We start from the raw sequence: 22871 nt of genomic DNA, 5'->3' as shown, positions 1-22871 counted from the left end.
CAAGGTAGAGTTTATGAAGAATTTAAAATCAAGCATCGTGCTTTCAGCAATTGTTTCAGCTGCTGCTATGTTCGCAACTACGGCTCAAGCGGCTGATGACAAATTACAACAAGCTTATAAAAGCACCAATGTAAAATCTGCATTGATCAATGTTTGTAAAAATGAAACTGGCAAAAGTAAAAAATTGACGGCTGCTGAAGTCAGCAAATATTGTGGTTGTGCTATTGAAGCAGATGGCAAATTAACCAATGCACAAAAATGGGAAATTCAAAGCACTATTAACCAGAAGAAAAGCCCAGGCACTTTAGCTTTTGTACAGAAGCAGAATAAAGATCTTCAAGCATGCTTTGGTCCACAGTTAACAGGCAAACTGAAAACTTTGACTGAAGAAGCAATGAAATCAGCTCAAGCGGCACCAAAGAAATAAGATCTGATTATTCTTTGATAAAATAAGCCACTATAATGTGGCTTATTTTTTTGAAAAAATTTAAAGAAAACAGGAGTTTTTATGTCTGAAATTAGTTTGCTTGACCAGAATTTTCCTGCGACGACAGGCGAAATCAATTTAACCCAGTTAAATACAGAATGGCTGGTGATTTATTTTTATCCTAAAGATTCTACGCCGGGCTGTACGACTCAGGCAGTTGGCTTTTCCTGTTTAAAAGATCAGTTCGATGCTTTAAACACCACAATTCTTGGCGTATCCCGTGATTCGGTAAAAGCGCATCAGAACTTTACTGAAAAGCAGAATTTGAGTATCAATCTGATCAGCGATAAAGAAGAGGTGTTGTGCAATCATTTTGATGTGATTAAAGAAAAGAACATGTATGGCAAACAAGTGATGGGCATTGAGCGTTCAACTTTTATTTTCCATAACGGTGAACTGGTTAAAGAGTACCGCAAAGTCAAAGCAGCAGGTCATGCAGAACAAGTTTTGGAAGATTTAAAAGCTTTGCAAGCTGCTTAATTGTATGCTTGTGTATGAATAGAAGCTCGAAACATTCGGGCTTTTTTTTACGATAAATGTCATATCATCAAGTATTTTATATTTCCCCTAGTTCATTTCACACTGTCCTGATAGATGAAGATTCACTTTATCTCCTACCCCGGCAATTCCTTTTTTCATACCAAAATCCCTACGGTTAATCACGGCATATGCCTGAACATCAAGCAGCTTGGCATTCGACATACTGGGTTTAAAGGTTGTTTCGAAAATCACTGGCTTGGTCACACCACGCAGGGTTAAATGACCTAAAACATTGTATTTGCCATTGCCCAAGTCTTTAAACTGGATACTTTTAAAAATTACAGTCTTATATTTTTCTACATAAAACAGGTCTTCGCCCAAAATCATATGTTTAAATAGCGGCTTACTAAAGCTTAAACTTTCTACATCCATGACCAGATGGGTTGAGGCATTTTGCGGTGCTTTAGCATCAAACTGCATCGTGGATTGAACCTGATTGAACTTGGCTTTAACCACAGTAAGACCCATCGACTTAATCTCAAAACCGACATCACTTTTGGGAGTTAAGGTCCATGATCTTGCAAAAGACTGACTAGTCAAAGCTAAACACATCGCTAGGCCAAGGAGCCCAGTTTTTATTGTTGTTTTCAATTTTAAATCCACCTTGTTTAATTTCTTATTGATCGGATTTAAGTCCACGGCTTAATCTGAAACTAATTTTTTTGTTTTTTGAGCGAACAGGTTTTCGTTATTTTTATACCAGTTTATTGAAGTTTTTGTAAAATCATTCATGACTAACGGACAAAATACTTGAGCTGATTTTTTTCTGATAAGTGGCCCTGCTAGGTGAGCAGGAAACTGGTTTCATCTTATAAAATTCTGATTTTATAAATTTTTTATATAAGACAGATCGTTTATTTTAAGTTCAATTTATATTGGAAATATCCATGTGCTTGCAGCACTGAAAAGAGTTGTTTTCTGCGCTGCCTATTCTCCATCACTATCTAAAATGACACGCTTAGATAACTCTTAACCGATCTATCGGCTTTCGTAGCCTGAATCAAATACTGAGAATTAATGACACTGCGACGCCCCACATAGTACAGGCAATAATAGCATCCAGTATTTTCCATGCTTTTGGATGTTGGAACCAAGGCGTCAGTATCTTTGCCCCATATCCCAAACTAAAGAAGAAAAACCAGGAAGCACAGACAGCACCTAAAGCAAACCACCATTTTCCTAAGGCGTATTGGGTTGAAATTGATCCAATCAATATGACTGTGTCTAAGTAAACATGCGGATTTAGCCAGGTAAAAGCCAGGCAGATCATCAGTACTTGTAGAAAATGCTCTGTTAGCTGATCACTTGGTGCTAAAACCTCTGTTGATTTAAATGCGCTGATCGCATGGTGCAAACCATAATAAAATAGGAATCCTGCGCCAATATATTTAGAAAATATAACAATATCCGGATAATGTTCAATGACGCGCGCAAAGCCCAGTACGCCAAGCAGAATTAAAATGGAATCAGACAAGGCACAAATCACACAGACCCAGAACACATGCTGTTGTTTTAAACCTTGTTTTAATACAAAAGCATTCTGTGCACCGATACTGATAATCAGGCTCATTCCCACAGCAAAACCACTCACCATATAACTGAACATCACATTCCCCTTTTTTGAATAAATGAATTATTCAACAAAATGGATGCGATTAATTAAAACTAAGTTAATATCAATTTAACTAAATTATTTTTAGATAACAGATATGCTGAATGCGAAACAATGTGATGCTTTTTACGCAGTTGCAAAAACGGGAAGTTTCGATCTGGCTGCCGAGCAGCTAAATATTACTGCCTCGGCAGTGACCCTTCGTGTTCAAAGTCTGGAAAAAAAATTGGGACAATTGCTTCTGGTGAGAGATCGGCCTTGCCGCGTGACCCAATCAGGACAAACTTTATTGCATTATTTACAGCATCAACGTTTGCTAGAACAGAATCTGATGCAGGATCTGGGTGGACAGCTGCAACATGAAGGTTTCTACTGCCTGAATATTGCCACCAATGCTGATTCACTCGCGACCTGGCTATTACCAACCTTACAAACCCAGCTGATCCAGCATAAAATTGTGCTGCATTTTCAGGTAGATGATCAATCACAGACTCATCATCTGTTAGAAGCAGGTCTCGTCAATGCCTGTTTGAGTACAGAGAGTAAGGCAATGAAAGGTTGCCGGGCTGAGTTGATCGGACAGATGCAGTATCGTCTGGTCGCCACCCCTGACTTTTCCCGAAACTGGTTTCATCAAGGGGTACATCGGGATGCGCTACGCCTTGCCCCTGCCATTATTTTTAATGAAAAAGACCAACTCCATACCCAATTTATTCAGCACGAATTTGGCCTGAACCTTGCTCAATATCCTCATTTCTTTATTCCATCGACCCATGCGTTTTTTGATGCGATTGTCATGGGTCTAGGATATGGCTGGCTGCCGGACTATCAAACCAGGGATTTGCTGGAGTCAGGTGAACTGCTTGAACTTTCGAGTGAGATGCGAATTGAAGTACCCTTGTATTGGCATCACTGGAAAGAACAGTCGTCTGCCCTGGAAATTTTAGGCGAATGTTTGAAACAGCATGCTCAAACTACCATGAATCAACCCATAACAACCTGATACTTTTAAACTAGATTGGTTTTATCATTCTGGGCAAATTTTTCACTGAGTTGCTGATAGGTCGTGGTTTTTTGGAAATTCTCTAGAAAATCAATTGTGCCTTGTGGAAATTTATCCCGTTGAATTTCGCCACGATAATAAGCTTCACGCATCGGCGTGGCGGATAAGGCATCTTCAAGACTGTCAAGTTCGACCATTTCCCATTCTGGGAAAAACTTTAAATAATAAGAAGAATCATCTTTAAAGTGCCCAATCAGCCCGACTTTGGCATCCGGTTCAATAACCTGGTTCACCAGCGATTTCACCAGTTTTTGCCATTTTTCATCATTATAAACATCTATGACTTCTACAAATTTGATCCGAGCCCGATCTTCTGGACTAAAATTTGACAGGATCATGGCTTCACGCTCCGAAGCCAAAAATGGATTCTTGATATTACGTTCATTTTGTGCAGAACCAAGAGCCAAAATCACATTCTGACTGTGCTGCAGGGCAATGTTAATCGTTTGCATGTGTGCCAGATGAAAAGGCTGAAAGCGGCCAATGAAAACCAGATAATCAAATGTATAGTTCATAAGGGATCAGTTTTTTATGACTCATGAGTTGTGCTGTCCCAATAAATATGCGACATAATCATTCCCATAAAATCAAATTAAGTTTTAAAGCAAGGATAGTACGATGACACTGAGCTGTATTCAACAACCTCATGAGCATTTGAATGCGAATTTAGAACATGGTGTACTCACTTTAGCCATTAATCGCCCGGAAGCGAAAAATGCGTTATATAGCGAGCTTTATTTATGGATTGCGAAAGCCTTGGATGAAGCAGATCAGGCGCCTGAAGTTCGTGTAGTTGTATTGCGTGGTCAGGATGCAGACTTTAGTGCGGGCAATGATATGCAGGATTTTATGAAATCTGCTGCGAAGAAAGGTCAGGCACCCGCCGCTGAAGGCCCACCGTTTGTTTTACTGAAATCTGCTGCAAAATTTTCCAAGCCATTGATTGCAGCCGTGCGTGGTGTTGCAATCGGCATTGGCGTGACGATCTTACTGCATTGTGATCTGGTCTATAGTGACAATACCGCCCTGTTCCAGATTCCATTTGTCAGTCTGGGTCTATCGCCTGAAGGTGCTTCAAGCAAGCTGTTGATTCAGCAAGCGGGTTATCATAAAGCGGCCGAATTATTGCTGACTGCGCAAAAATTCAATAGCGAAAAAGCGCTCGACGCAGGTCTGGTGAACAGCATTGAAGAAGATGTTTACACTAAAGCAGCAGCACAAGCTACCCAGCTCTCTGCTCTGCCATTAGCATCACTGGTGCAATCCAAAGCCTTGATGAAACACAATGTGAATGAAATTGTGGAATGGATTGACCATGAAGCAGAAATTTTCATGCAGCGTGTCGGCTCGCCAGAAATGCTGGAAGCGGTTCAAGCGTTTATGCAAAAACGTAAACCTGATTTCACACAATTCAACTAATTTTCAAACTTATGAGTTCAATGAGGTGGTTTAGACTGCCTCAATCTTTTATTTTTCCAAGAATCTGAAGTATGCCAAATCAAAACTCCGAAACCTTTTCCCAAACAACAGATAGTTCAAATCCAGAAAAGAAACGTTATTACGAACCTGCACCTCAAGATATAGATGTCGATAATTTTCGTAAGGTGATTGAAAGCCGACGTTCAGTGCGTAAATTTACCAAAAAGCCAATTCCCGTTGAAGTTCTGGATGCCTGTCTGGATCTGGCGTTATTGGCCCCGAATTCGTCAAACTTGCAGCCTTGGACTTTTTATGTGGTACAAAATCCGGGCAAGAAAAAACGTCTGGTCAAAGCCTGTATGAGTCAACTGGCAGCCAAAACAGCTTCTGAGCTAATTGTCTGTATCGCACGTACCGATCGTATCGATGAAATGGCGAAACGTAATGTGAATGAATTTCCATTTCCTGAAGCACCGCCCGCGATTAAGAAATACTATAAATATATTCCTTAAACTATAAGACTGGTTATCTGAATGCTTTTGGTAACTTTAAGAAAGTGGCTTTCAAAGTTGCCCGTACACTGGACAAACAAATGCCAGTTTCTGCTTTCAGCCCGGCTGATGCGAAACTGTGGGCAACCAAAACGACGGCGCTCGCTTGTGAAAACCTGGTCTTGGCTTTACGTGCTTATGGTTTTGACAGCTGTATGATGGAAGGTTTTGATGAGCCGATGGTTCGTGAAATTCTGAAATTGAATGATGAACAGTATCCAGTCATGGTAATTGGTGCGGGTGAACGTGCCGAAGATGGCGTATTTTTCCCGCAATACCGTTTTGATCGTGAGCTGTTTATTCAGAAGGTTTAATAGCAGCTATAGAAAAACAAAGCCTTAAGTTCTACCTCATTTGGTGATATGGATATCGCGCTTAGGCAGAGATTCAAGAATGAATTTCTGCCTAACACATAATTTTGCTTATCCTATGCAATATATTTTTCGTTCTTTAAAGCCCTATCAGCCTGCAAACAGAGAGTGAAGTCTTCACGCTATATGAAGGCTATGCCATCTTAAAAATGCCAGTAAATAATCAAAACCTATGAATAGTGGGTTCTCAATTTCCGATAATCAACCCAGTTACAATGAAACCCGACGGGTACACGTACCTGTAAATGAATGGTTGCAATCGGCCCTTCAGCCATATGCTGTGCATCCAGAATCACCACTTTGGATGGGCGTCCATCTAAAGCATGAACATAAGACATCAGCCAGCCATCATTTTCAGCTTGCGCCCCTTCCCGTGCGACGAATATCACCTCTCCTGTCACCCAATTCTCTCCAAAAGAATAGCTTTCTGAATTGCCAGTTTCCACATCATGGCTCAAAAGAGTATTGCTGCTGACATGAGAAGGATCATCAAACTCGCCAAAGGAAATAGTGTAGACATAGCGATAAGGCCGCCCGGTATAAGCTTCATTAATCCGTGGGAATTCCTGTTTCATCTCGGATAATATCGTCCGAGCCACTTTTCCAGTGCCATGTTCAAAAATGAACCGCTCCAGCCGAATATCCTGATCTTCAATCGGTCCCTGGATCGAACTGACCAATACTTTGGAGTGCACCACCGCATCCATAACCACATCACCAGAATCCAGCTCATAAGCATTCACGGTATGAAAAATAAAACAGGGATCAATCTCATACCAGCGAATATCAATTGCCTTACCGCCAAAAGGCAATATACCAATGCGTGCCTGCCGTTTTGGATTCCATTGATATGGCAACATTGAACCCTTTAAAGCACTGCGTACAGAAAATTTTACATTCAGGTCCAGAATCAGCACCTGAGATCTGGTAATGGCACAATCATGAATCATCGGACCATATTTCACTGGAATGTCGACGTGATGTTTCAACTTACCTTTTGAATCTATCTGCAAATAAAAAACTTTGTTCTGACTTAAAGCATCATAACAAATCGCATGAATATCGCCCGTTTCAGGATCAATATGCGGATGGGCAGTAAATGGAAAATCCTGATCATCTTCAAATAAATGATGTCGTTTTGACTCCAGTGCAGCATTCAACTCAACTGGATATGCACCCGCTTCTACCAGTGCCCAGATTTTTCCGGCAAAGTGGATGACATTGGTATTGACTGCATCCGCGACACCTCGCGTTTTACCGGGAATTTGTGGTCGATGAAGTTTTTTCTGCACACTGGCAGAACCGATATAACTGCTTTTATACCAATGTGCCTCACCACCCTTCAGTCTGAGCGCATGCAACATGCCATCGCCCGTAAACCAGTGATAGTTGCGTGGGTTTTTGACTGTAATAGGATTTGGACCAATCCGCATTAATGCACAATCCAGTTCTGCAGGAATCTGCCCTTCAACCTTTAAATCTGTGGAAAAGTGTTCCTGCCGCTCTGGTGCAAATATACCTTCCAGATAGGGATTATCTGGCGAATATGGAATGCGCTGATGCAAGATTTCTGTACCATACTGGATAGATTTGCTGAGGGTATTCTTAAGCACGCTGCTCAGCGGATTTGGCCACGGCATTGTTATTTTCCTTATTATATTTTTCTTTGGATTATTCTGGCAGAAATGATAATAACAAAAGCAAGTTGGGTGTTTTCTTAATCTAGATTAACGGCGCGCTAAGTCAAACGTGCCGCAGCAGAGCGTCAATTTTATAATTTTATACTTTGATATCCAGAAGCTGAATAAACTCAAAAGCTGGCTCTTCATAAGGATGGCTTTCTTTCAGCGCCTTGGCCACATCGACTGCCTTTTCATCAGGCACCAGAATTTCTACCCGCCATTCTTCCACCTGTTCCAGTTGGCCAACTTCACCAATATGAGGATCTGCACCTTCCTGCGGCTTAAACTGTCCGGTTCCTAAAACCTGCCAGGCACAGTCCGTATACTCACCAATACCGCCTGCCCCTGCTGCAAATATCGCATTCTTGGTGTCTTCCAAGTTTTCATCCGGCACGTAATAAATCAGCTTTAACATATATTCCTTCCTGAAATTCAGATACTTGCCGTATTATTAAGCGCTTGGGTAATCATCTTCAATGCAGGATTTTGGGAATTCTTGTTAAATGTTGCATACAAGCCTAGTTTTGGCAGTACCTGATCCGTCTGGATGATTTTCACATGATCATTCAAAAATCTCAGTAAATACTCAGGAGCAAAACTAAAACCCATCCCCATATTGGTCAGATTAATGTGTTGCAACACATTGGTGACCCACAGTAGCTGCTCATGTTCGAGTTGATCAATACCAAGCAGCTGATCCAGCTTTTCATAAAACACGGGTGAAGCATTCTGCTCGCACATAATCATATTGTGATTTTTCAGTTCCTGTAATTTCAGGATTCGATCCATAGGATGTAAATGCTGAGCGGCAACCAGATAAATTTGCTCGGTTAATAAATGAATATTGTCAAAATCGGGATGATCCAGATGAAAACGGGTAATACACAAATCCAGTTCAGCATTTTTTAGCCGCTGAATCTGTTCCATACAGGTCAGGCTATGCAGATGGATTTTTAAGTCCGGCATGGTTTTTTTAAGCTGTGCCAGAATCTGAGGCATCACTTTGATTTCTGCCACATTCAGAAAGCCAATATGAATCTGATTGTTTTTCTGCTGTGCAACCTGACGTGCTGCTGCCACTGCCAACTTGGCATTTTCCAGTGCTTTTTCGGCATAGATCTGAAAAGCTTGTCCTTCATCGGTGAGTTTGACTTTTCTGGATGAACGATCAAACAGGACAACGCCTACTTCCTGTTCCAGATCCTTAATTTGCTGGCTTAATGACGGCTGGGCAGTAAACAGCTTTTCGGCGGCCTTGGTAAAACTTTGTTGCTGCGCCACGGTGATAAAATAGCGTAAACGTCGAAGTTCCATAGCCTGCCCGGTTTCTGATCAGGTCAGCATCTTAAGATTATGACCCACGTATTGCAAATAAGAATAGGTCGATAGTTTATATGAATATCGCTATATCAACAGATCCTGTTTTACTAGACTGCCTGATCATATAGATAGCTTGTTCTTCACCTATACACATGGAGTCTTGTATGACACAACACTATGACACTGATATTCTGATCATTGGTACCGGTCCTGCAGGTTCAACATTAGGTCTGGCCTTGGCCAATTATGGCATCAAGGTACAACTGTTTACCCAGTTTAGCTGGCTGGCCAATAGTCCACGTGCACATATTACCAATCAGCGTGCCATGGAAGTATTACGTGATTTAGGTGTTGAAGAACAGGTTAAAGAGATTGCTACACCTTGGGAGCAGATGGGTGAAAGCCTGATTACCACCAGCCTGGTGGGTGAAGAAATTGCCCGTTTAAGTGCATGGGGTACAGGTGATGAGCGTCATGGCGATTATATCAAAGGCAGCCCATGTCCTTTAGTTGATTTGATCCAACCCAAAATGGAAGCTTTACTAGTCAAGAATGCCGGTGAACGTGGTGCAGTTTATAACTTTAATACTGAATATCTGTCGCATGTGCAAGATGAAGATGGCGTGACTGCGACTTTCCTGAACCGGATTACCAATACTGAATTTAACTTAAGAGCAAAATATCTGGTGGGTATGGATGGTGCTAAATCTCGTGTATTGGAACAGCTCGGCTTGCCACTGGAAGGCGTGATGGCACGTGCCGGTACCGTCTATGTGACCTTTAAAGCTGATCTTTCTCAATACGTTCAGCACCGTCCTGCGATTCTGCAATGGATCGTGAATCCTGAAGCCAGCTTTGGCGATCTCGGTATAGGATTGTTACGTGCCATTACGCCATGGAATGAATGGATTATGGGCTGGGGCTTTGACATTTCTAAAGGTGAGCCACAAGTCACTGAAAAACAGGTTCGAGCACGTCTGAATACATTTGTTGGTGCTGAAGTAGAAGATGTTGAAATTCAGAAACTGTCCTACTGGTATGTAAACCAGACTTGGGCAACTGAATATTCTAAAGGTCGCGTGTTCTGCGGCGGTGATGCTGTACACCGTCATCCACCTTCAAGCGGATTAGGTTCAAATACCTGTATGCAGGATGCTTTTAACCTCGGCTGGAAACTGGCATATGCAGTCAAAGGTTGGGCCGCACCTTCCCTGCTGGATTCCTATACCACCGAGCGTGCACCGGTCGGCAAGCAGATTGTGGCTCGTGCGAATCAATCACGTTTTGATTATAAATACCTGAAAGAAGTCTTTGGTTTTGATCAAGGTGTGACGACTCAGAAACAAATGCTGGAACGTATTTTTTCGGAAGATGAGCAAGGTGCTGAAATCCGCAAAAAACTGTTTGAAGCCTTAGAAATTAAAAACTTTGAGTTTAATGCGCAAGGTGTAGAACTGAACCAGCGATATAGCTCCAATGCGGTGATTGCAGAATCCCAGTCTGAAATTTTTGAAAAAGATGAGCAGTTGTACTTACAGGCAACGACTCGTCCGGGTGCTAAAGTGCCACATATCTGGCTGATCAATGCCAATGGTCAAAAGCAGTCGACACTGGATATTACGGGTAAAGGTCGCTTTACGCTGCTCACAGGTTTATCCGGTAAAGGATGGAAGCAAGCTGCTGAAGCACTGAACTTACCTCATCTGGATGTGATTCAAATTGGTTCTCGTGACTACCGTGATGTGTACGGCACTTGGAACAGCAAATCTGAAATTCATGAATCTGGTGCTGTGCTAGTTCGTCCAGATGGTTATGTGGCTTGGCGTTATCAGGACAGTACCAATGATCAGTTTGATTTTGTGAATACACTGAAGGCGGTGTTGAAACAGATTCAATTGGTTATTTAAATTATAAAGCCACCTTAATGGTGGCTTTCTTAAAGCTGATGATCAAGAACCCTGCAGCAAGTAACTGCCCACAACGAACAATATTTGTAGTCCTACAACAATACAAAACAACATCCAGCCTTTCTGACGCATTGCCGCCTTATCCATTATTCTAAGTGTTTTAGCCATGTCATCACCTCATCTTTGAGAATTGATACTGAACCGATCTATTCCATCTTTCTTTTATAGTGCAATAAAGTTGTGCATAAAACATACCATAGCACTTTATATACAATATAAAAGCAAAATCTAAACCAACTCAGCAGGAAGAAAAAAAATTAAAAAATCAGAATGCTTAAAAAGCAAAAATCCACCAAATTGGTGGTTGAATAATCCTATGTTAGTGAATTTATTTTAATTTTTCCATACAGTAAAATTAAGATACTATTTAAAAACAATATTTATAATAAAAAATTCATTCACCTTGTTTTAATTTCCAAGATGAGAATAAAAACACGGACATTGTACCAGCCAAATTCACTGCTAATTCTGCATGTCTTGGAGAAGGTTTAAAGTTTATTTTACCTTGCCCATGAGCATCACCCACTTTATTTCTCAATGATCCTAAACCTTCAATGATGGAACTACATCCTCCGAGAATTTGTTTGAAAGTCTGCTCCGTATGTTGAGATGGAGCAAGGTTTAATTCTTTACTCACCAATCTATACAGTTGATTTATATCTGGAGCATTGCCATAACCGACTTCGTATTCATCAAGAATATATTTGCAGGTCGATTCTAAAAGTGTTCGAGCTAATGTAATCGCACCTTCGGGATCTGTACTTCTTCGCTCTAATGCTTTCTGCCATATTTGATGTATATAATCCGAGCTTAATTCAGCAATCTTCAACTGTACTACCTGATCCAATGGAGGAACATCTAGACTTTCTAATACATTAAAGAATTCTTTAAATTCCGAATAAATATAATTTTCACGTTCAGCGTAAGATTCAAAATCCCACTTAATCCTAGCTTCAAATTCATCTAATGTGCGTGTGTCTTTAATAAAAAATGGAATATATTCATAAAAGTTTTTAAATGTCAGTAACTCTTGTCTAAGCTGCATAAATGCCTCTGAAGAACCTTTTTCATAAGTATCAGTAGCTCTAGCTATTAGCAATTCTTGTAAAAGTAAAACTTTTTCAATTAAATCGGATATTTGAGGACTCTTTATTCATTTTTTAATCTTTTTCAATTCTATATCTAATCACCTATAAATCTATAATTTGCTTATTAAAAAAGCCCCTTTCGGGGCTTTTTTAATTCTTGATTATATCAATTAGCCAATAAATTTACGTGCATTACGGAACATGCGTAACCAAGCACCATCCTGATCCCAGCCTTCTGGTTTCCATGAATGCTGGATCGCGCGGAAGTTACGTTCAGGGTGCGGCATCATAATCGTTGCACGGCCATCCTGAGACGTTACACCGGTAATACCTTCTGGTGAACCATTCGGGTTCAACGGATATTGTTCAGTTGCATTGCCATGGCTATCTACATAACGTAAAACCACCTGATTCGATGCATTCAATGCAGCAAAGTTTTCCGCAGTTGCAACTGCACGACCTTCACCATGCGCCACAGCGATCGGCAGAATCGAACCTTGCATGTCTTGCAACAAGACTGAATTCGATTTTTCCACACGAACGTTCACTGCACGTGCTTCAAATACTTCAGACGTATTGCGATGGAAACGTGGCCAAGCATCCGCACCCGGAATTAATGGTGCCAATTGAGACAACATTTGACAGCCGTTACAGATACCCAGCGAGAAGGTTTCTTGACGGTTAAAGAATTTCTCAAACTGGTCACGCAATTTAGCATTGAACAATACGGACTTCGCCCAGCCACCACCAGCGCCCATTACGTCACCATACGAGAAGCCACCACACGTCACCAGACCTTCAAAATCATCCAGGCTGATACGACCTGCCAGCAAGTCACTCATATGGACGTCAACAGTATTGAAGCCAACTTTATCGAAAGCTGCCGCCATTTCGATATGACCATTCACACCCTGCTCACGCAGAATTGCCATATTTGGACGACGCAAGTTAATGAAAGGTGCTTCAATCGCTTCGTTCAAGTCGAATGTTGGTTGGGCGATAATACCTTTGTGTGCTTTATCGGTAATTAAGGCAAATTCCTGATCCGCAGTTTGTACGTTATCACGCAGGTGCTGGATTTGATGAGAAACTTCAGTCCATGCCACTTGCAGATCAGCACGTTCAAGTACCAGACCGTTTACAGACAATTGGTCAGTAGTATTTACAGTACCAACCACTGCAATTGCATCTTTAAGCGTAGATGCTGCAACTTCAGCTTGTAGTGCCTCCCAATCTGCTTTCGCGATTTGAAGGACTGCGCCAATTTCTTCAGCAAATAAGCTTGCAGTTGATTGATCTTCTAGTGCTACACCCAGACGTGATGCGAACATCATTTCTGCAACAGTCGCTAGTAAACCACCATCACCGATGTCATGGTATGCCTTGATCAGACCACGGTTGTTCCAGTCTTGAACCAATGCGAAGAATGCCTTGAAATCATCGAAGCTATCTACATCAGGAGTCACAGAACCGATTGCTTTATACACCTGCGCCAGGATCGAACCACCTAAACGGAATTGACCTTTAGACAGATCAATACGAACCAGTACAGATTCAATATCTTTTAATTCAGGAGTCAGTGTTTGACGTACATCAGTCACTGGTGCAAATGCAGTGATTACGCCTGACATTGGAGAAGTTACAGACTTGTCTTCACCTTCGTCATTCCACGTCGTACGCATAGACAATGAGTCTTTCCCGACTGGAATCGCGATTCCGAGTGCAGGACACATTTCCATACCGATGGCTTTCACGCCTTCGAACAATGCCTGGTCTTCGCCCGGTTGACCCGCAGCAGCCATCCAGTTTGCAGACAATTTGATGTCACTGATTTTTTCAATCTTCGCAGACATGATGTTCGAGATCGATTCAGCCACAGATAAACGTGCAGAAGCAGCAGGATTCAACAAGGCTACTGGAGGACGTTCACCCATTGCCATTGCTTCACCAGTGTAACCAACAAGGCTTGTTGTAGTCACAGCAGCATCCGCGACAGGAACCTGCCAGCGACCTACCATCTGGTCACGTGCCACCATACCGGTAATCGAACGGTCACCAATGGTGATCAGGAATGATTTAGAAGCCACAGTCGGGTTCTTGATCACGCGATAAATCGCATCTTTCAGATCAGTCACTTTAGACGCATCAAAGTCATCGCCTTTACGCGGAGCAGTTTCATATGAACGGCTCATACGCGGTGTACCACCAAGCATGACTTGCATTGGCATATCCACTGGCTTGTTGCCGAACAATGGATCTTCAACAGTTAAGTGACGTGCTTCAGTCGCTTCACCGAGTACTGCAAACGGACAACGTTCACGTGCACAGATCGATTCGAATAACGGTAGAGATTGTGGACGGATCGCAAGCACATAACGCTCTTGCGCTTCGTTTGACCAGATTTCCATTGGTGACATGCCTGGCTCAAGCGATGGGATCTTACGCAGATCAAGCACCGCACCAAGCTCGTGGTCATTAACTAGTTCAGGCATAGCATTTGATACACCACCCGCACCCACGTCATGTATCGACACGATTGGGTTGTGGTCTTCCATGCGCCAGCAAGTATCGATCACTTCCTGGCAACGGCGTTCCATTTCCGGGTTTTCACGTTGTACTGAGGCAAAATCAAGGTTCTCGCCCAATTTGCCGCTATCTACAGAAGATGCAGCACCCCCGCCAAGACCGATCAGCATGGCTGGACCACCGAGCACGATCAATAAGTCACCCGGTAAGATCGGATCTTTTTCAACGTGATCTGGACGGATATTTCCGTAACCACCCGCGATCATGATTGGCTTATGGAAACCTTTAACATCGCCATTGACGTTTTGTTCAAAAGTACGGAAGTAACCGTTTAAAGCTGGACGACCAAATTCGTTATTGAATGCAGCACCACCCAATGGGCCTTCAATCATGATTTGTAACGGCGATGCCATACGTGATGGTTTGCCGTAGTTTTCTTCCCAAGGCTGTTCAAAGCCTGGAATATTCAGGTTAGATACCGTAAAGCCGGTTAAACCTGCTTTCGGTTTACCACCACGACCGGTCGCGCCTTCATCACGGATTTCACCGCCTGAACCTGTCGCTGCACCGGCAAATGGCGCAATCGCAGTTGGATGGTTGTGGGTTTCCACTTTCATCAGGATGTGAGCAGCTTGGCTCTTGTATTTATAAACCTGATGGCCGTTGTCTTCTTGAGTTGGATAAAAACGCTGGGTATCTGAACCAACAATCACCGAAGCGTTATCCTTATAAGCCGACAATACATCTGTTGGTGATTCTTTATAGGTGTTCTTGATCATCTGGAACAATGATAATGGCTGAACTTCACCATCAATCGTCCATTCCGAACCGAAAATTTTATGACGGCAATGCTCAGAGTTGGCTTGCGCAAACATCATCAGTTCGATGTCATTCGGATTACGACCTAGCTTGATGAAAGCCTCAGTCAGGTAGTCAATTTCGTCCATTGATAATGCAAAACCAAATTCATTATTGGCTTTTACCAGTGCTTCTTTACCTTCACCCAGAATATCAATCGAGTTCAGTGGTTTTGGCGCAGTTTCTACAAATAATACCGCAGCATCTTCAATCGCATTGAATACGCTTTCGGTCATACGGTCGTGAAGTACTTGCAATGCTTCTTTAGAGAGCTCTTTTACGCCCTTCAAAGTAAACAAAACGCCGCGTTCAAGTCGATGAACCGGCGTATTACAGTTTTTGAAAATGTCCGTCGCTTTAGAGGACCAAGGAGAGATGGTTCCGACGCGCGGTGTGACTAAAATCTGGATTTCATCACTTGCAGCCTGGTGCAATTCAAAAGATTGACCATCGTTGAGAAGCTGTAAAGCGGATTGCTGTTGTTGCTCGCTGAGCGCTTGGTCAAAGAGGTAGACCCATTGACTTTCAATTGATTGAACAGAACTAATTGACGTCAAACGCGATAATAGTTGAGTTTTCTTAAAAGAAGAATGTGCGGGTGCACCGGCAACGATAAACATGCTGATTTTGGCTCCACGGGATGGTATGAACAACCATGCCACAATGTGACTTGAGAGAGCGCATATTCTACTGTGAAATAAGGAAATCGGCTAGATGCCAAATCAGAAAACTACGTCTGAAATATCCTGGACTTTTAAAATATTTCGTTTATTTTCAGTCAGGAAAATTGAATGTAGTCGCACAGGTTAACACATTTTTTTCAAGAAAAATCAAAACCGCTTCAGAATAATTTTCTGCATAAAAATTGTATTATTTTTCAACAACAATCGGGACAAAATCAAATTCAGGTTTTATTGTCATGACCTGCCAAAACTCCTATTTAGGCCAAAATGAAATACTTGATTACAAGATTTAATGAAGTCGTATTTTTTGCAGACTGTTTTTGATTCTTTTGATTGACTCTTAACTTTGACTTCTAAGATTAGAAAACTGGTTAAAGGTCTTCTGCCGTTTTCTGTACTACAAGGAACAGTTCTCCGCTGATCTCCGCCATTACAGTAACAGAGGCAAATTACTCCCCTCTATGAAAGAATAATTAATACTGAGTGGTATTTTAATCTGACATCATCTGCGGGGGAAAAACCGGACATCCATTCTCACCTTCTAAAAGAATAAAAATAAAGTTTCTTATTTGGGCCTTTTATTTTTTTATATTTGATTTTTATCTTCTCAGATCATAATTAAGCGAAATTTACTCATCTAAAAGACCAAAAAATATATCGACAAAATCCCCCCACCATATCCAATATTTTGAAATTTCATCATTTATTCATGAGCTCTATTATGCGTAAAAAACACAATATAAATAGCAAAATACCACTTATATTTATGAGGAAATTTACCAGGAATTATGAGGCTTATATAAAAAAATAATGAAGAAATGATTAATAATAAAATTTTGTTACCTTTTTTATTTAATCCGTATTCTCAGGTTTTATTTAACTCGAAAAGTTTAAAATAAATATTTGTAATTGCTGAAAAAATATAGAAAATTTTCTTTTTTATTCAACTAACAGAATAACAGGCCCACACGTCTATATCAGCTAAGAATCTTACCAAATAGACACTTCATCAGTAAATTTGATGATTTTATGTTAAGCTCTAGCCGAATTGCTGAGGAATTGTCCAAATTCTGGGCCTGGCAATGGTTTTTCCTTTCTGCTGTAGAGATGAATATAAATTCTATATTCGGACACTAATTTTTTGATGTTCTATAGCTTCACTGCTCTGTCTATTTTAGAGCCTTAATCTGTCACCAATGATTTAATTTTCAAAAACAAAAGGTGACCCGCTTAAGGAGTATGTATGTTTCAATTCACTAGTACAGCAACTGTACTATTGATGGTGCTTTTCTATGGCATCACTTTTTTACTATCGTTACGTATTAAACAGAAAAATGAAAATGTTGATGGCTACATGGTCTCGAATGGCTCCATCGGATTTGGAATGTCTGCGGCCAGTATGACCGCCACCTGGATCTGGGCCGCCTCGTTTTATGCAGCAGCTTCATCCGGATATACATACGGCGTTTCCGGTGCCCTACACTATGGTTTGTGGGGTGCGCTGATGATTTTATTTATCTATCCCTTTGGCAAGCGCTTTCGTGAACTGGCGCCTAATGCCCACACCTTGGCAGAAATTATGCATGCCCGGCATGGCAACCAAAGCCAGATGATTCTGGCAGGTTCCAATATTGTGGGCAGCGTGATCAGCCTGATGGTGAACTTTACCGCCGCTGGGGCACTGGTTGAAATTTTATCTCCTTTAAGCTTTATCCATGGCGTGCTGATTACCGGTATCGGTGTGCTGTCCTATACCCTCTGGTCGGGCTTCCGTTCTTCGGTGTTTACCGATTTTGGTCAACTGGTGGCGATGATTGTCGCGGCTGTGATCATTATTCCAACCTTATTCTTTACCTTAGGTGGGCCATCCCTGTTTCAAAGCGGGATTCATAACCTACAACCGGAACAGCTGGATTTTTTCTCTAAAACGGCCTTTCTGGAACAAGGCGCACCGTTTTTTGTTGCCGTATTGGCCTACGCGATTGGTAATCAGACCATTGCCCAGCGCCTGTTTGCAGTCCGTGAAGATCTGATTAAGCCAAGCTTTATTACTGCAACGATTGGTTATGCTGCAATTGTTATTGGTCTAGGCATGCTTGGATTATTGGCGTTATTTGCAGGTATTCAACCCATTGATGGCAATCTGAATAACCTGATTCCGCAAATGGCAGCGACTTATCTTTCTCCATTTATGGTCGCGCTGTTATTCATCATGGTGATTGGAGCTCTGTCTTCTACCGCTGACTCGGATCTGTCTGCCCTGTCTGCGATTGTCATGACGGACATTTATGGTAAACAGATTGCGAAAAACCGTCCTGATCCAAAGAAAATGCTGTTTATTGGTCGTATGACCATGATCGTTGCCACCATGCTGGGAATTGTGATTGCCACCTTGAAGTTTGACATTTTGTCGATGCTGATTTTTGTGGGTGCGCTTTGGGGCTCTATTGTATTCCCGGTGATTGTCAGCCTGTATTGGGACAAGGTGAATGCCCGGGCCTTTAACTGGTCAGTGGGTCTCGCATTTTTCAGCTTTCTGATAGTACGTTTTGAATGGCTTCCGATTCAGGGATTGATCGCACTTGGCTTTGAACTCGTTGCGACCCTGGGGATTGGTGTGGTGCTGGGTTTGATGACCTTTGGTTTCTTCGGCAAGAAAGTGGGTCTGGTCGTTGGCATATTGGCCAGTATTGGCTTCATGCCATGGACCATCGGCTTCTTGCGTGAATACGGCACCTTGTTAAGCTCACTGACAGCGTATGGCAGTAGTGCGCTGGTATGTACTGTGTTGACGCTACTCTACAGCAAAGAACGATTTGATTTTAAGCAAATCAACAAGATGGTGATTGAATTTCACCAGCTATCTGAGAAAAGTAAATAAGGAGATTTCAGATGACAAGTCAATTATTGACCCTATATGTACTTTTTTGGCCATTGGTGGCAAGCCTGGTCTTGTTCACGATTTGCCTGAATGTCTATAAAGACACACAACAGGCCAAGAAAAATGGTGAAGAGCTAATTTGATTCTTCATCCTAAACAAAAAGCAGGCCATTGAGCCTGCTTTTTATTGTTCATTTGATGATTTCGATTTTTAATTCTCAGTCTTTTCCAGCTGACTAAAATAACCATATGCAGCATGACAATTCATGTCGCACTGCCCTAGTGCAGGAGCTAGTTTTTTGGCATGATGCAAATAGTGGATCACTGAATAATGATAAATGACTCAAATGCGTTGGTTAGAACTGCTTTCGACAGTTCGGATTGGTAGTAAAAAGCAGAGCACTGAACTGGCACGCAGCCCGTTTCATAAAGATTATGACCGTATTATTTTTTCGCAAAGCTTCCGGCAATTAAACCGCAAAACCCAAGTCCATCCACTGACCCAGCATGATGGTATTCATACCCGTTTGACCCATTCGCTAGAAGTCTCCTGTATTGGCCGTTCACTCGGTATGCTGGCTGCAGAGAAAATCAAAGATAATTTACCTGCCTGGATTTCTCCGGCTGATGTCGGTGCCATCATTCAGGCTGCCTGTCTGGCACATGATATTGGCAACCCGCCTTTTGGTCATGCCGGTGAATACGCTATTCGGGAATGGTTTGACGATGCTTCTCATACCGACTTTTTAAAAGATTTGAGTCCTGAACAGGAAGCCGATGTACGCCAGTTTGAAGGCAATGCCCAAGGCCTGCGCCTGCTGACCAAGATCGATTATCATCCTTATGATGGCGGCATGCGCCTGACCTATGCCACACTCGGTGCCTATCTTAAATACCCGTGGCTCTCTGAGGCCATTGACCCGACTGGTAACACCCCGGCCAGTCGACGTCCAAAATTTGGTTGTTACCAGTCTGAAAAAGAGATTTTGCAGGAAATTGCTGAACAGCTAGGTCTAATCCAGCTTGGTGAATATCATTATTGTCGTCATCCGCTGACCTATCTTTTAGAAGCTGCGGATGATATCTGCTATGCCCTGATTGATCTGGAAGATGGTATTAGCCTGAATATGCTCAGTTATGCCGAAGTCGAGCCAGTCTTTCTGAACTTGCTGGGAGAATATGGCACACCTGAAGAAATCAATCTGCCTAATACCACCTGGCAACAAAAAATTGCCGCCTTACGTGGCCGGGTCATGAAACGTCTGGTAGATGAAGTCACCACAGCCTTTGCCCGACATCAGCAGGAAATTCTGATGGGCCAACTACAAGGTTCATTGCTGGGTTATTGTAGTGCCGACATTGAGATTGGCATTAACCGGGCCAAAGAACTGGCGCGAGACAAGATCTTCGAACACCCGCAAAAAGCCGGTCTGGAAATTATTGCGCATCAAAGTTTACAAACGATTCTGGATGCCTTTATTCCACTGACCACACCGCACAAAACCTTAAGCTTTAAGGAACAGCGTTTAATGGCTATTTTAAAACGTTCGGGTGCGCAGTTTAGCGCTGATCATTATGACAATATTATGCAGGTACTGGATATTGTCTCCAAGTTCTCCGATCATCAGGCTTATAATCTGGCGCAGGAACTGCATGGCAATAAAGCCGGATTGCTCTGATGCGAGCGAGCACCTGATGACAATCTCAGCAAAATCACTGCTTTTGAATGATAGAGTTTTGCCTTTATCGAAAATGCTGACTACTATGCCTGTATTAAATTTGAGTATGTATAAAAAATGATTGGATGCCTGATTGGGGAAGTGCTGGCGCTGGAAGCACCGACTGTTTTATTAAATGTGAACGGCGTAGGTTATGAGATTGACACCCCTTTAACCACTTTCTGTCAGTTGCAAAAAGGCCAGAAAATTACCTTGTGGACGCATTTGGCTGTGCGTGAAGATGCCCAGTTACTTTATGGCTTTATCAATGCGCAGGAAAAAACCATTTTCCGCACCTTATTAAAGGTGAACGGCGTTGGTCCGAAAATGGCGCTTGGTATCCTTTCAACTTTAAGTGTGGAAATGCTGATCCATACTGTTGAACATGAAGATATCAACACTCTGGTAAAAGTTCCGGGGGTGGGTAAAAAGACTGCAGAACGCTTGATGATTGAATTGCGTGACCGCTTTAAAGCCATGGCTTCAGGTGCTGCACCAAGCAATTCAACTGCACCACAAATTCAGTTTATGGGCAATTCAGCCGTGGCTGAAGCGGAAGCTGCATTACAGTCCTTGGGCTATAAACCTGCTGAAGCACAAAAACTGGTGAATGCTGCCAAAGGTGAATTTACTGAAGCCAGTGATATTATCCGGGCTGCATTAAAGTCGATGAATAAATAGAGATGATATCCAAGTTACAGGATAAAGTCTGATACGTGTAAAAGTCATTCGCAACTGTTTGAGGCAGGAGACATTTATAGTTAAATGTTTCTGCGATATATTCGATAAGAATCAATATTCGACGAGTTTTGCGAATGACAGTGGTTTTGCTTACTTTTGCCGAAACAAAAGTAAGGCGAACCGCAGGTTAATACTCAGATATAAATCTGATTGGAAAGACTCTGCAAAAATTCAATTCCTCGCCTAGGCGAAAATCTTAGGATTCAGATCCATATTTGAGGCCGTGTCAAAATTACCAGCTCAAAGGATCACTAAAACATTGGTATATAAACGTTATGCAAGACCGTCTCATCAGTGGTTCTGAAAAACCCGAAGATCATTTCGATCGCGCCATCCGCCCGACTTCCCTCGATGACTACATCGGTCAGCCGGTGGTTCGTGAGCAGATGGAAATTTTCATTGGTGCAGCCCGTGGCCGTGAAGAAGCTCTTGATCACACATTGATCTTTGGCCCGCCAGGTCTGGGTAAAACGACATTGGCCAATATTATTGCCCGAGAAATGGGTGGCAATCTCAAGTCAACTTCTGGCCCGGTACTGGAACGTGCCGGTGACTTAGCCGCGATGCTAACGAATCTGGAAGAAGGCGATGTGCTGTTTATTGACGAGATTCACCGTCTTTCACCCGTGATTGAAGAAATTCTGTATCCGGCGATGGAAGATTATCAGCTCGATATCATGATTGGTGAAGGCCCTGCTGCTCGCTCGATTAAACTGGATTTACCGCCATTTACCTTGGTAGCTGCAACTACACGTGCCGGTCTACTCACCTCTCCGCTGCGTGACCGCTTCGGAATCGTGCAACGTTTAGAGTTTTATTCGGTTGAAGATTTAACCCACATTGTCAAACGTTCAGCCAACTTGATGGATGTGCCTATGACCGGAGATGGCGCAAAAGAAATTGCCCGTCGTTCACGAGGCACACCACGTATTGCCAACCGTTTATTACGCCGTGTGCGTGATTATGCTCAGGTCAAAGGTACCGGTGAAATCAACCAGGATATGGCCCAACGTGCTTTGGATATGCTCAAAGTCGATAAAGATGGTTTAGACACACTCGACCGTCGTTATTTATCTATGCTTCTTGAGCGTTTTGATGGTGGTCCTGCCGGTGTTGAAGCCTTGGCTGCTGCCATGGCGGAAGATTCTGGTACGTTGGAGGATGTAATTGAACCTTACTTGATTCAGCAAGGTTATGTGATGCGTACTGCGCGTGGTCGTATTGCCACCAATATGGCCTATTTGCAGTTTGGTATGACTCCACCTGAGCCAAAAGATAAATGATTAAAAACAGCTTAGGCTGCTTTTAATAGTATTCAATTACCTTTATTTCGCACCATTTTGCTCGTGATCTTTAATGAAATT

The 22871-nt window shown here is 42.3% G+C and carries 19 protein-coding genes and 1 pseudogene; 11 read left to right on the top strand and 9 right to left on the bottom strand.

The features are described 5' to 3' along the window. Nucleotides 1-13 precede the first annotated feature (13 nt). A complete protein-coding gene (locus FTT86_RS11380) occupies nucleotides 14-427 on the top strand; it encodes a hypothetical protein (RefSeq protein WP_005097581.1) in 414 nt (137 codons plus the stop codon). An 81-nt stretch (nucleotides 428-508) separates the two neighbouring features. Then, nucleotides 509-967: a peroxiredoxin gene (locus FTT86_RS11375; RefSeq protein WP_005265784.1), complete on the top strand. Its 459-nt coding sequence runs from the start codon at nucleotides 509-511 to the stop codon at nucleotides 965-967. 87 nt (nucleotides 968-1054) lie between these two features. Here the strand turns inward: FTT86_RS11375 and FTT86_RS11370 are convergent, their stop codons facing one another. Together FTT86_RS11370 and FTT86_RS11365 are read right to left on the bottom strand one after the other, a co-directional pair. Then, nucleotides 1055-1579, bottom strand: a complete 525-nt coding sequence (locus FTT86_RS11370) for a YceI family protein (RefSeq protein ID WP_257229656.1) — start codon at nucleotides 1577-1579, stop codon at nucleotides 1055-1057. A gap of 448 nt (nucleotides 1580-2027) precedes the next feature. Beyond that, nucleotides 2028-2633 carry a LysE/ArgO family amino acid transporter gene (locus tag FTT86_RS11365; protein ID WP_071850386.1) on the bottom strand — a complete coding sequence of 202 codons (606 nt, stop codon included), beginning with the start codon at nucleotides 2631-2633 and terminating at the stop codon, nucleotides 2028-2030. A gap of 103 nt (nucleotides 2634-2736) precedes the next feature. On the opposite strand from FTT86_RS11365, the gene FTT86_RS11360 reads away from it, so the two are divergent. After that, the gene (locus FTT86_RS11360) at nucleotides 2737-3642 is read left to right on the top strand and encodes a LysR family transcriptional regulator ArgP (protein ID WP_048882462.1); all 906 of its coding nucleotides are present in this window, start codon (nucleotides 2737-2739) and stop codon (nucleotides 3640-3642) included. A gap of 5 nt (nucleotides 3643-3647) precedes the next feature. Here FTT86_RS11360 and FTT86_RS11355 read toward each other — a convergent pair whose 3' ends face one another. Then, nucleotides 3648-4217 carry a nicotinate-nicotinamide nucleotide adenylyltransferase gene (locus tag FTT86_RS11355; RefSeq protein WP_048882461.1) on the bottom strand — a complete coding sequence of 190 codons (570 nt, stop codon included), beginning with the start codon at nucleotides 4215-4217 and terminating at the stop codon, nucleotides 3648-3650. A gap of 103 nt (nucleotides 4218-4320) precedes the next feature. Here FTT86_RS11355 and FTT86_RS11350 point away from each other — a divergent pair, with 103 nt between their 5' ends. Then, the gene (locus FTT86_RS11350) at nucleotides 4321-5121 is read left to right on the top strand and encodes an enoyl-CoA hydratase-related protein (protein ID WP_180181256.1); all 801 of its coding nucleotides are present in this window, start codon (nucleotides 4321-4323) and stop codon (nucleotides 5119-5121) included. Nucleotides 5122-5192: 71 nt separating this feature from the next. Then, nucleotides 5193-5986 (top strand): annotated as a pseudogene (locus tag FTT86_RS11345) (nitroreductase family protein). Nucleotides 5987-6213: 227 nt separating this feature from the next. Here FTT86_RS11345 and FTT86_RS11340 read toward each other — a convergent pair. The 3 genes from FTT86_RS11340 to FTT86_RS11330 form a co-directional block, all read right to left on the bottom strand. Further along, on the bottom strand, nucleotides 6214-7683 hold the full coding sequence (locus FTT86_RS11340) for a carotenoid oxygenase family protein (protein ID WP_180181255.1): 1470 nt from the start codon (nucleotides 7681-7683) through the stop codon (nucleotides 6214-6216). 139 nt (nucleotides 7684-7822) lie between these two features. Continuing rightward, on the bottom strand, nucleotides 7823-8140 hold the full coding sequence (locus FTT86_RS11335; RefSeq protein WP_180181254.1) for an NGG1p interacting factor NIF3: 318 nt from the start codon (nucleotides 8138-8140) through the stop codon (nucleotides 7823-7825). 17 nt (nucleotides 8141-8157) lie between these two features. Beyond that, nucleotides 8158-9039 (bottom strand): LysR substrate-binding domain-containing protein, encoded by an 882-nt coding sequence (locus tag FTT86_RS11330; RefSeq protein WP_180181253.1) that lies wholly within the window; start codon nucleotides 9037-9039, stop codon nucleotides 8158-8160. Nucleotides 9040-9209: 170 nt separating this feature from the next. Here FTT86_RS11330 and FTT86_RS11325 point away from each other — a divergent pair, with 170 nt between their 5' ends. Continuing rightward, the gene (locus tag FTT86_RS11325; RefSeq protein ID WP_180181252.1) at nucleotides 9210-10952 is read left to right on the top strand and encodes an FAD-dependent monooxygenase; all 1743 of its coding nucleotides are present in this window, start codon (nucleotides 9210-9212) and stop codon (nucleotides 10950-10952) included. Nucleotides 10953-10994: 42 nt separating this feature from the next. On the opposite strand, the gene FTT86_RS16155 is transcribed toward FTT86_RS11325, so the two are convergent. The 3 genes from FTT86_RS16155 to purL form a co-directional block, all read right to left on the bottom strand. Beyond that, nucleotides 10995-11120, bottom strand: a complete 126-nt coding sequence (locus tag FTT86_RS16155; RefSeq protein WP_004645654.1) for a KGW motif small protein — start codon at nucleotides 11118-11120, stop codon at nucleotides 10995-10997. Nucleotides 11121-11406: 286 nt separating this feature from the next. Next, a complete protein-coding gene (locus tag FTT86_RS11320) occupies nucleotides 11407-12057 on the bottom strand; it encodes an abortive infection family protein (RefSeq protein WP_257229655.1) in 651 nt (216 codons plus the stop codon). Nucleotides 12058-12270: 213 nt separating this feature from the next. Next, nucleotides 12271-16104 carry a phosphoribosylformylglycinamidine synthase gene (gene purL, locus FTT86_RS11315; protein ID WP_180181251.1) on the bottom strand — a complete coding sequence of 1278 codons (3834 nt, stop codon included), beginning with the start codon at nucleotides 16102-16104 and terminating at the stop codon, nucleotides 12271-12273. Between the two features lie 1306 nt (nucleotides 16105-17410). On the opposite strand from purL, the gene FTT86_RS11310 reads away from it, so the two are divergent. The 5 genes from FTT86_RS11310 to ruvB all read left to right on the top strand — a co-directional run bounded on the left by FTT86_RS11310 (nucleotide 17411) and on the right by ruvB (nucleotide 22790). Further along, on the top strand, nucleotides 17411-19048 hold the full coding sequence (locus FTT86_RS11310) for a sodium:proline symporter (protein ID WP_180181250.1): 1638 nt from the start codon (nucleotides 17411-17413) through the stop codon (nucleotides 19046-19048). Nucleotides 19049-19059: 11 nt separating this feature from the next. Beyond that, a complete protein-coding gene (locus tag FTT86_RS15925; RefSeq protein WP_004645659.1) occupies nucleotides 19060-19191 on the top strand; it encodes a putative transporter small subunit in 132 nt (43 codons plus the stop codon). Nucleotides 19192-19386: 195 nt separating this feature from the next. Beyond that, on the top strand, nucleotides 19387-20727 hold the full coding sequence (locus tag FTT86_RS11305) for a deoxyguanosinetriphosphate triphosphohydrolase (RefSeq protein WP_005103835.1): 1341 nt from the start codon (nucleotides 19387-19389) through the stop codon (nucleotides 20725-20727). A gap of 117 nt (nucleotides 20728-20844) precedes the next feature. Continuing rightward, nucleotides 20845-21447, top strand: coding sequence for a Holliday junction branch migration protein RuvA (gene ruvA, locus FTT86_RS11300; protein ID WP_004731726.1), 603 nt, complete (start codon nucleotides 20845-20847; stop codon nucleotides 21445-21447). Nucleotides 21448-21782: 335 nt separating this feature from the next. Beyond that, nucleotides 21783-22790, top strand: coding sequence for a Holliday junction branch migration DNA helicase RuvB (gene ruvB / locus FTT86_RS11295; RefSeq protein ID WP_064096247.1), 1008 nt, complete (start codon nucleotides 21783-21785; stop codon nucleotides 22788-22790). The last annotated feature ends 81 nt before the right edge of the window (nucleotides 22791-22871 follow it).

The organism is Acinetobacter sp. YH01021, assembly GCF_013420255.1.
Taxonomy (GTDB): domain Bacteria; phylum Pseudomonadota; class Gammaproteobacteria; order Pseudomonadales; family Moraxellaceae; genus Acinetobacter.
This window is presented reverse-complemented; position numbering and strand designations above follow the sequence as displayed.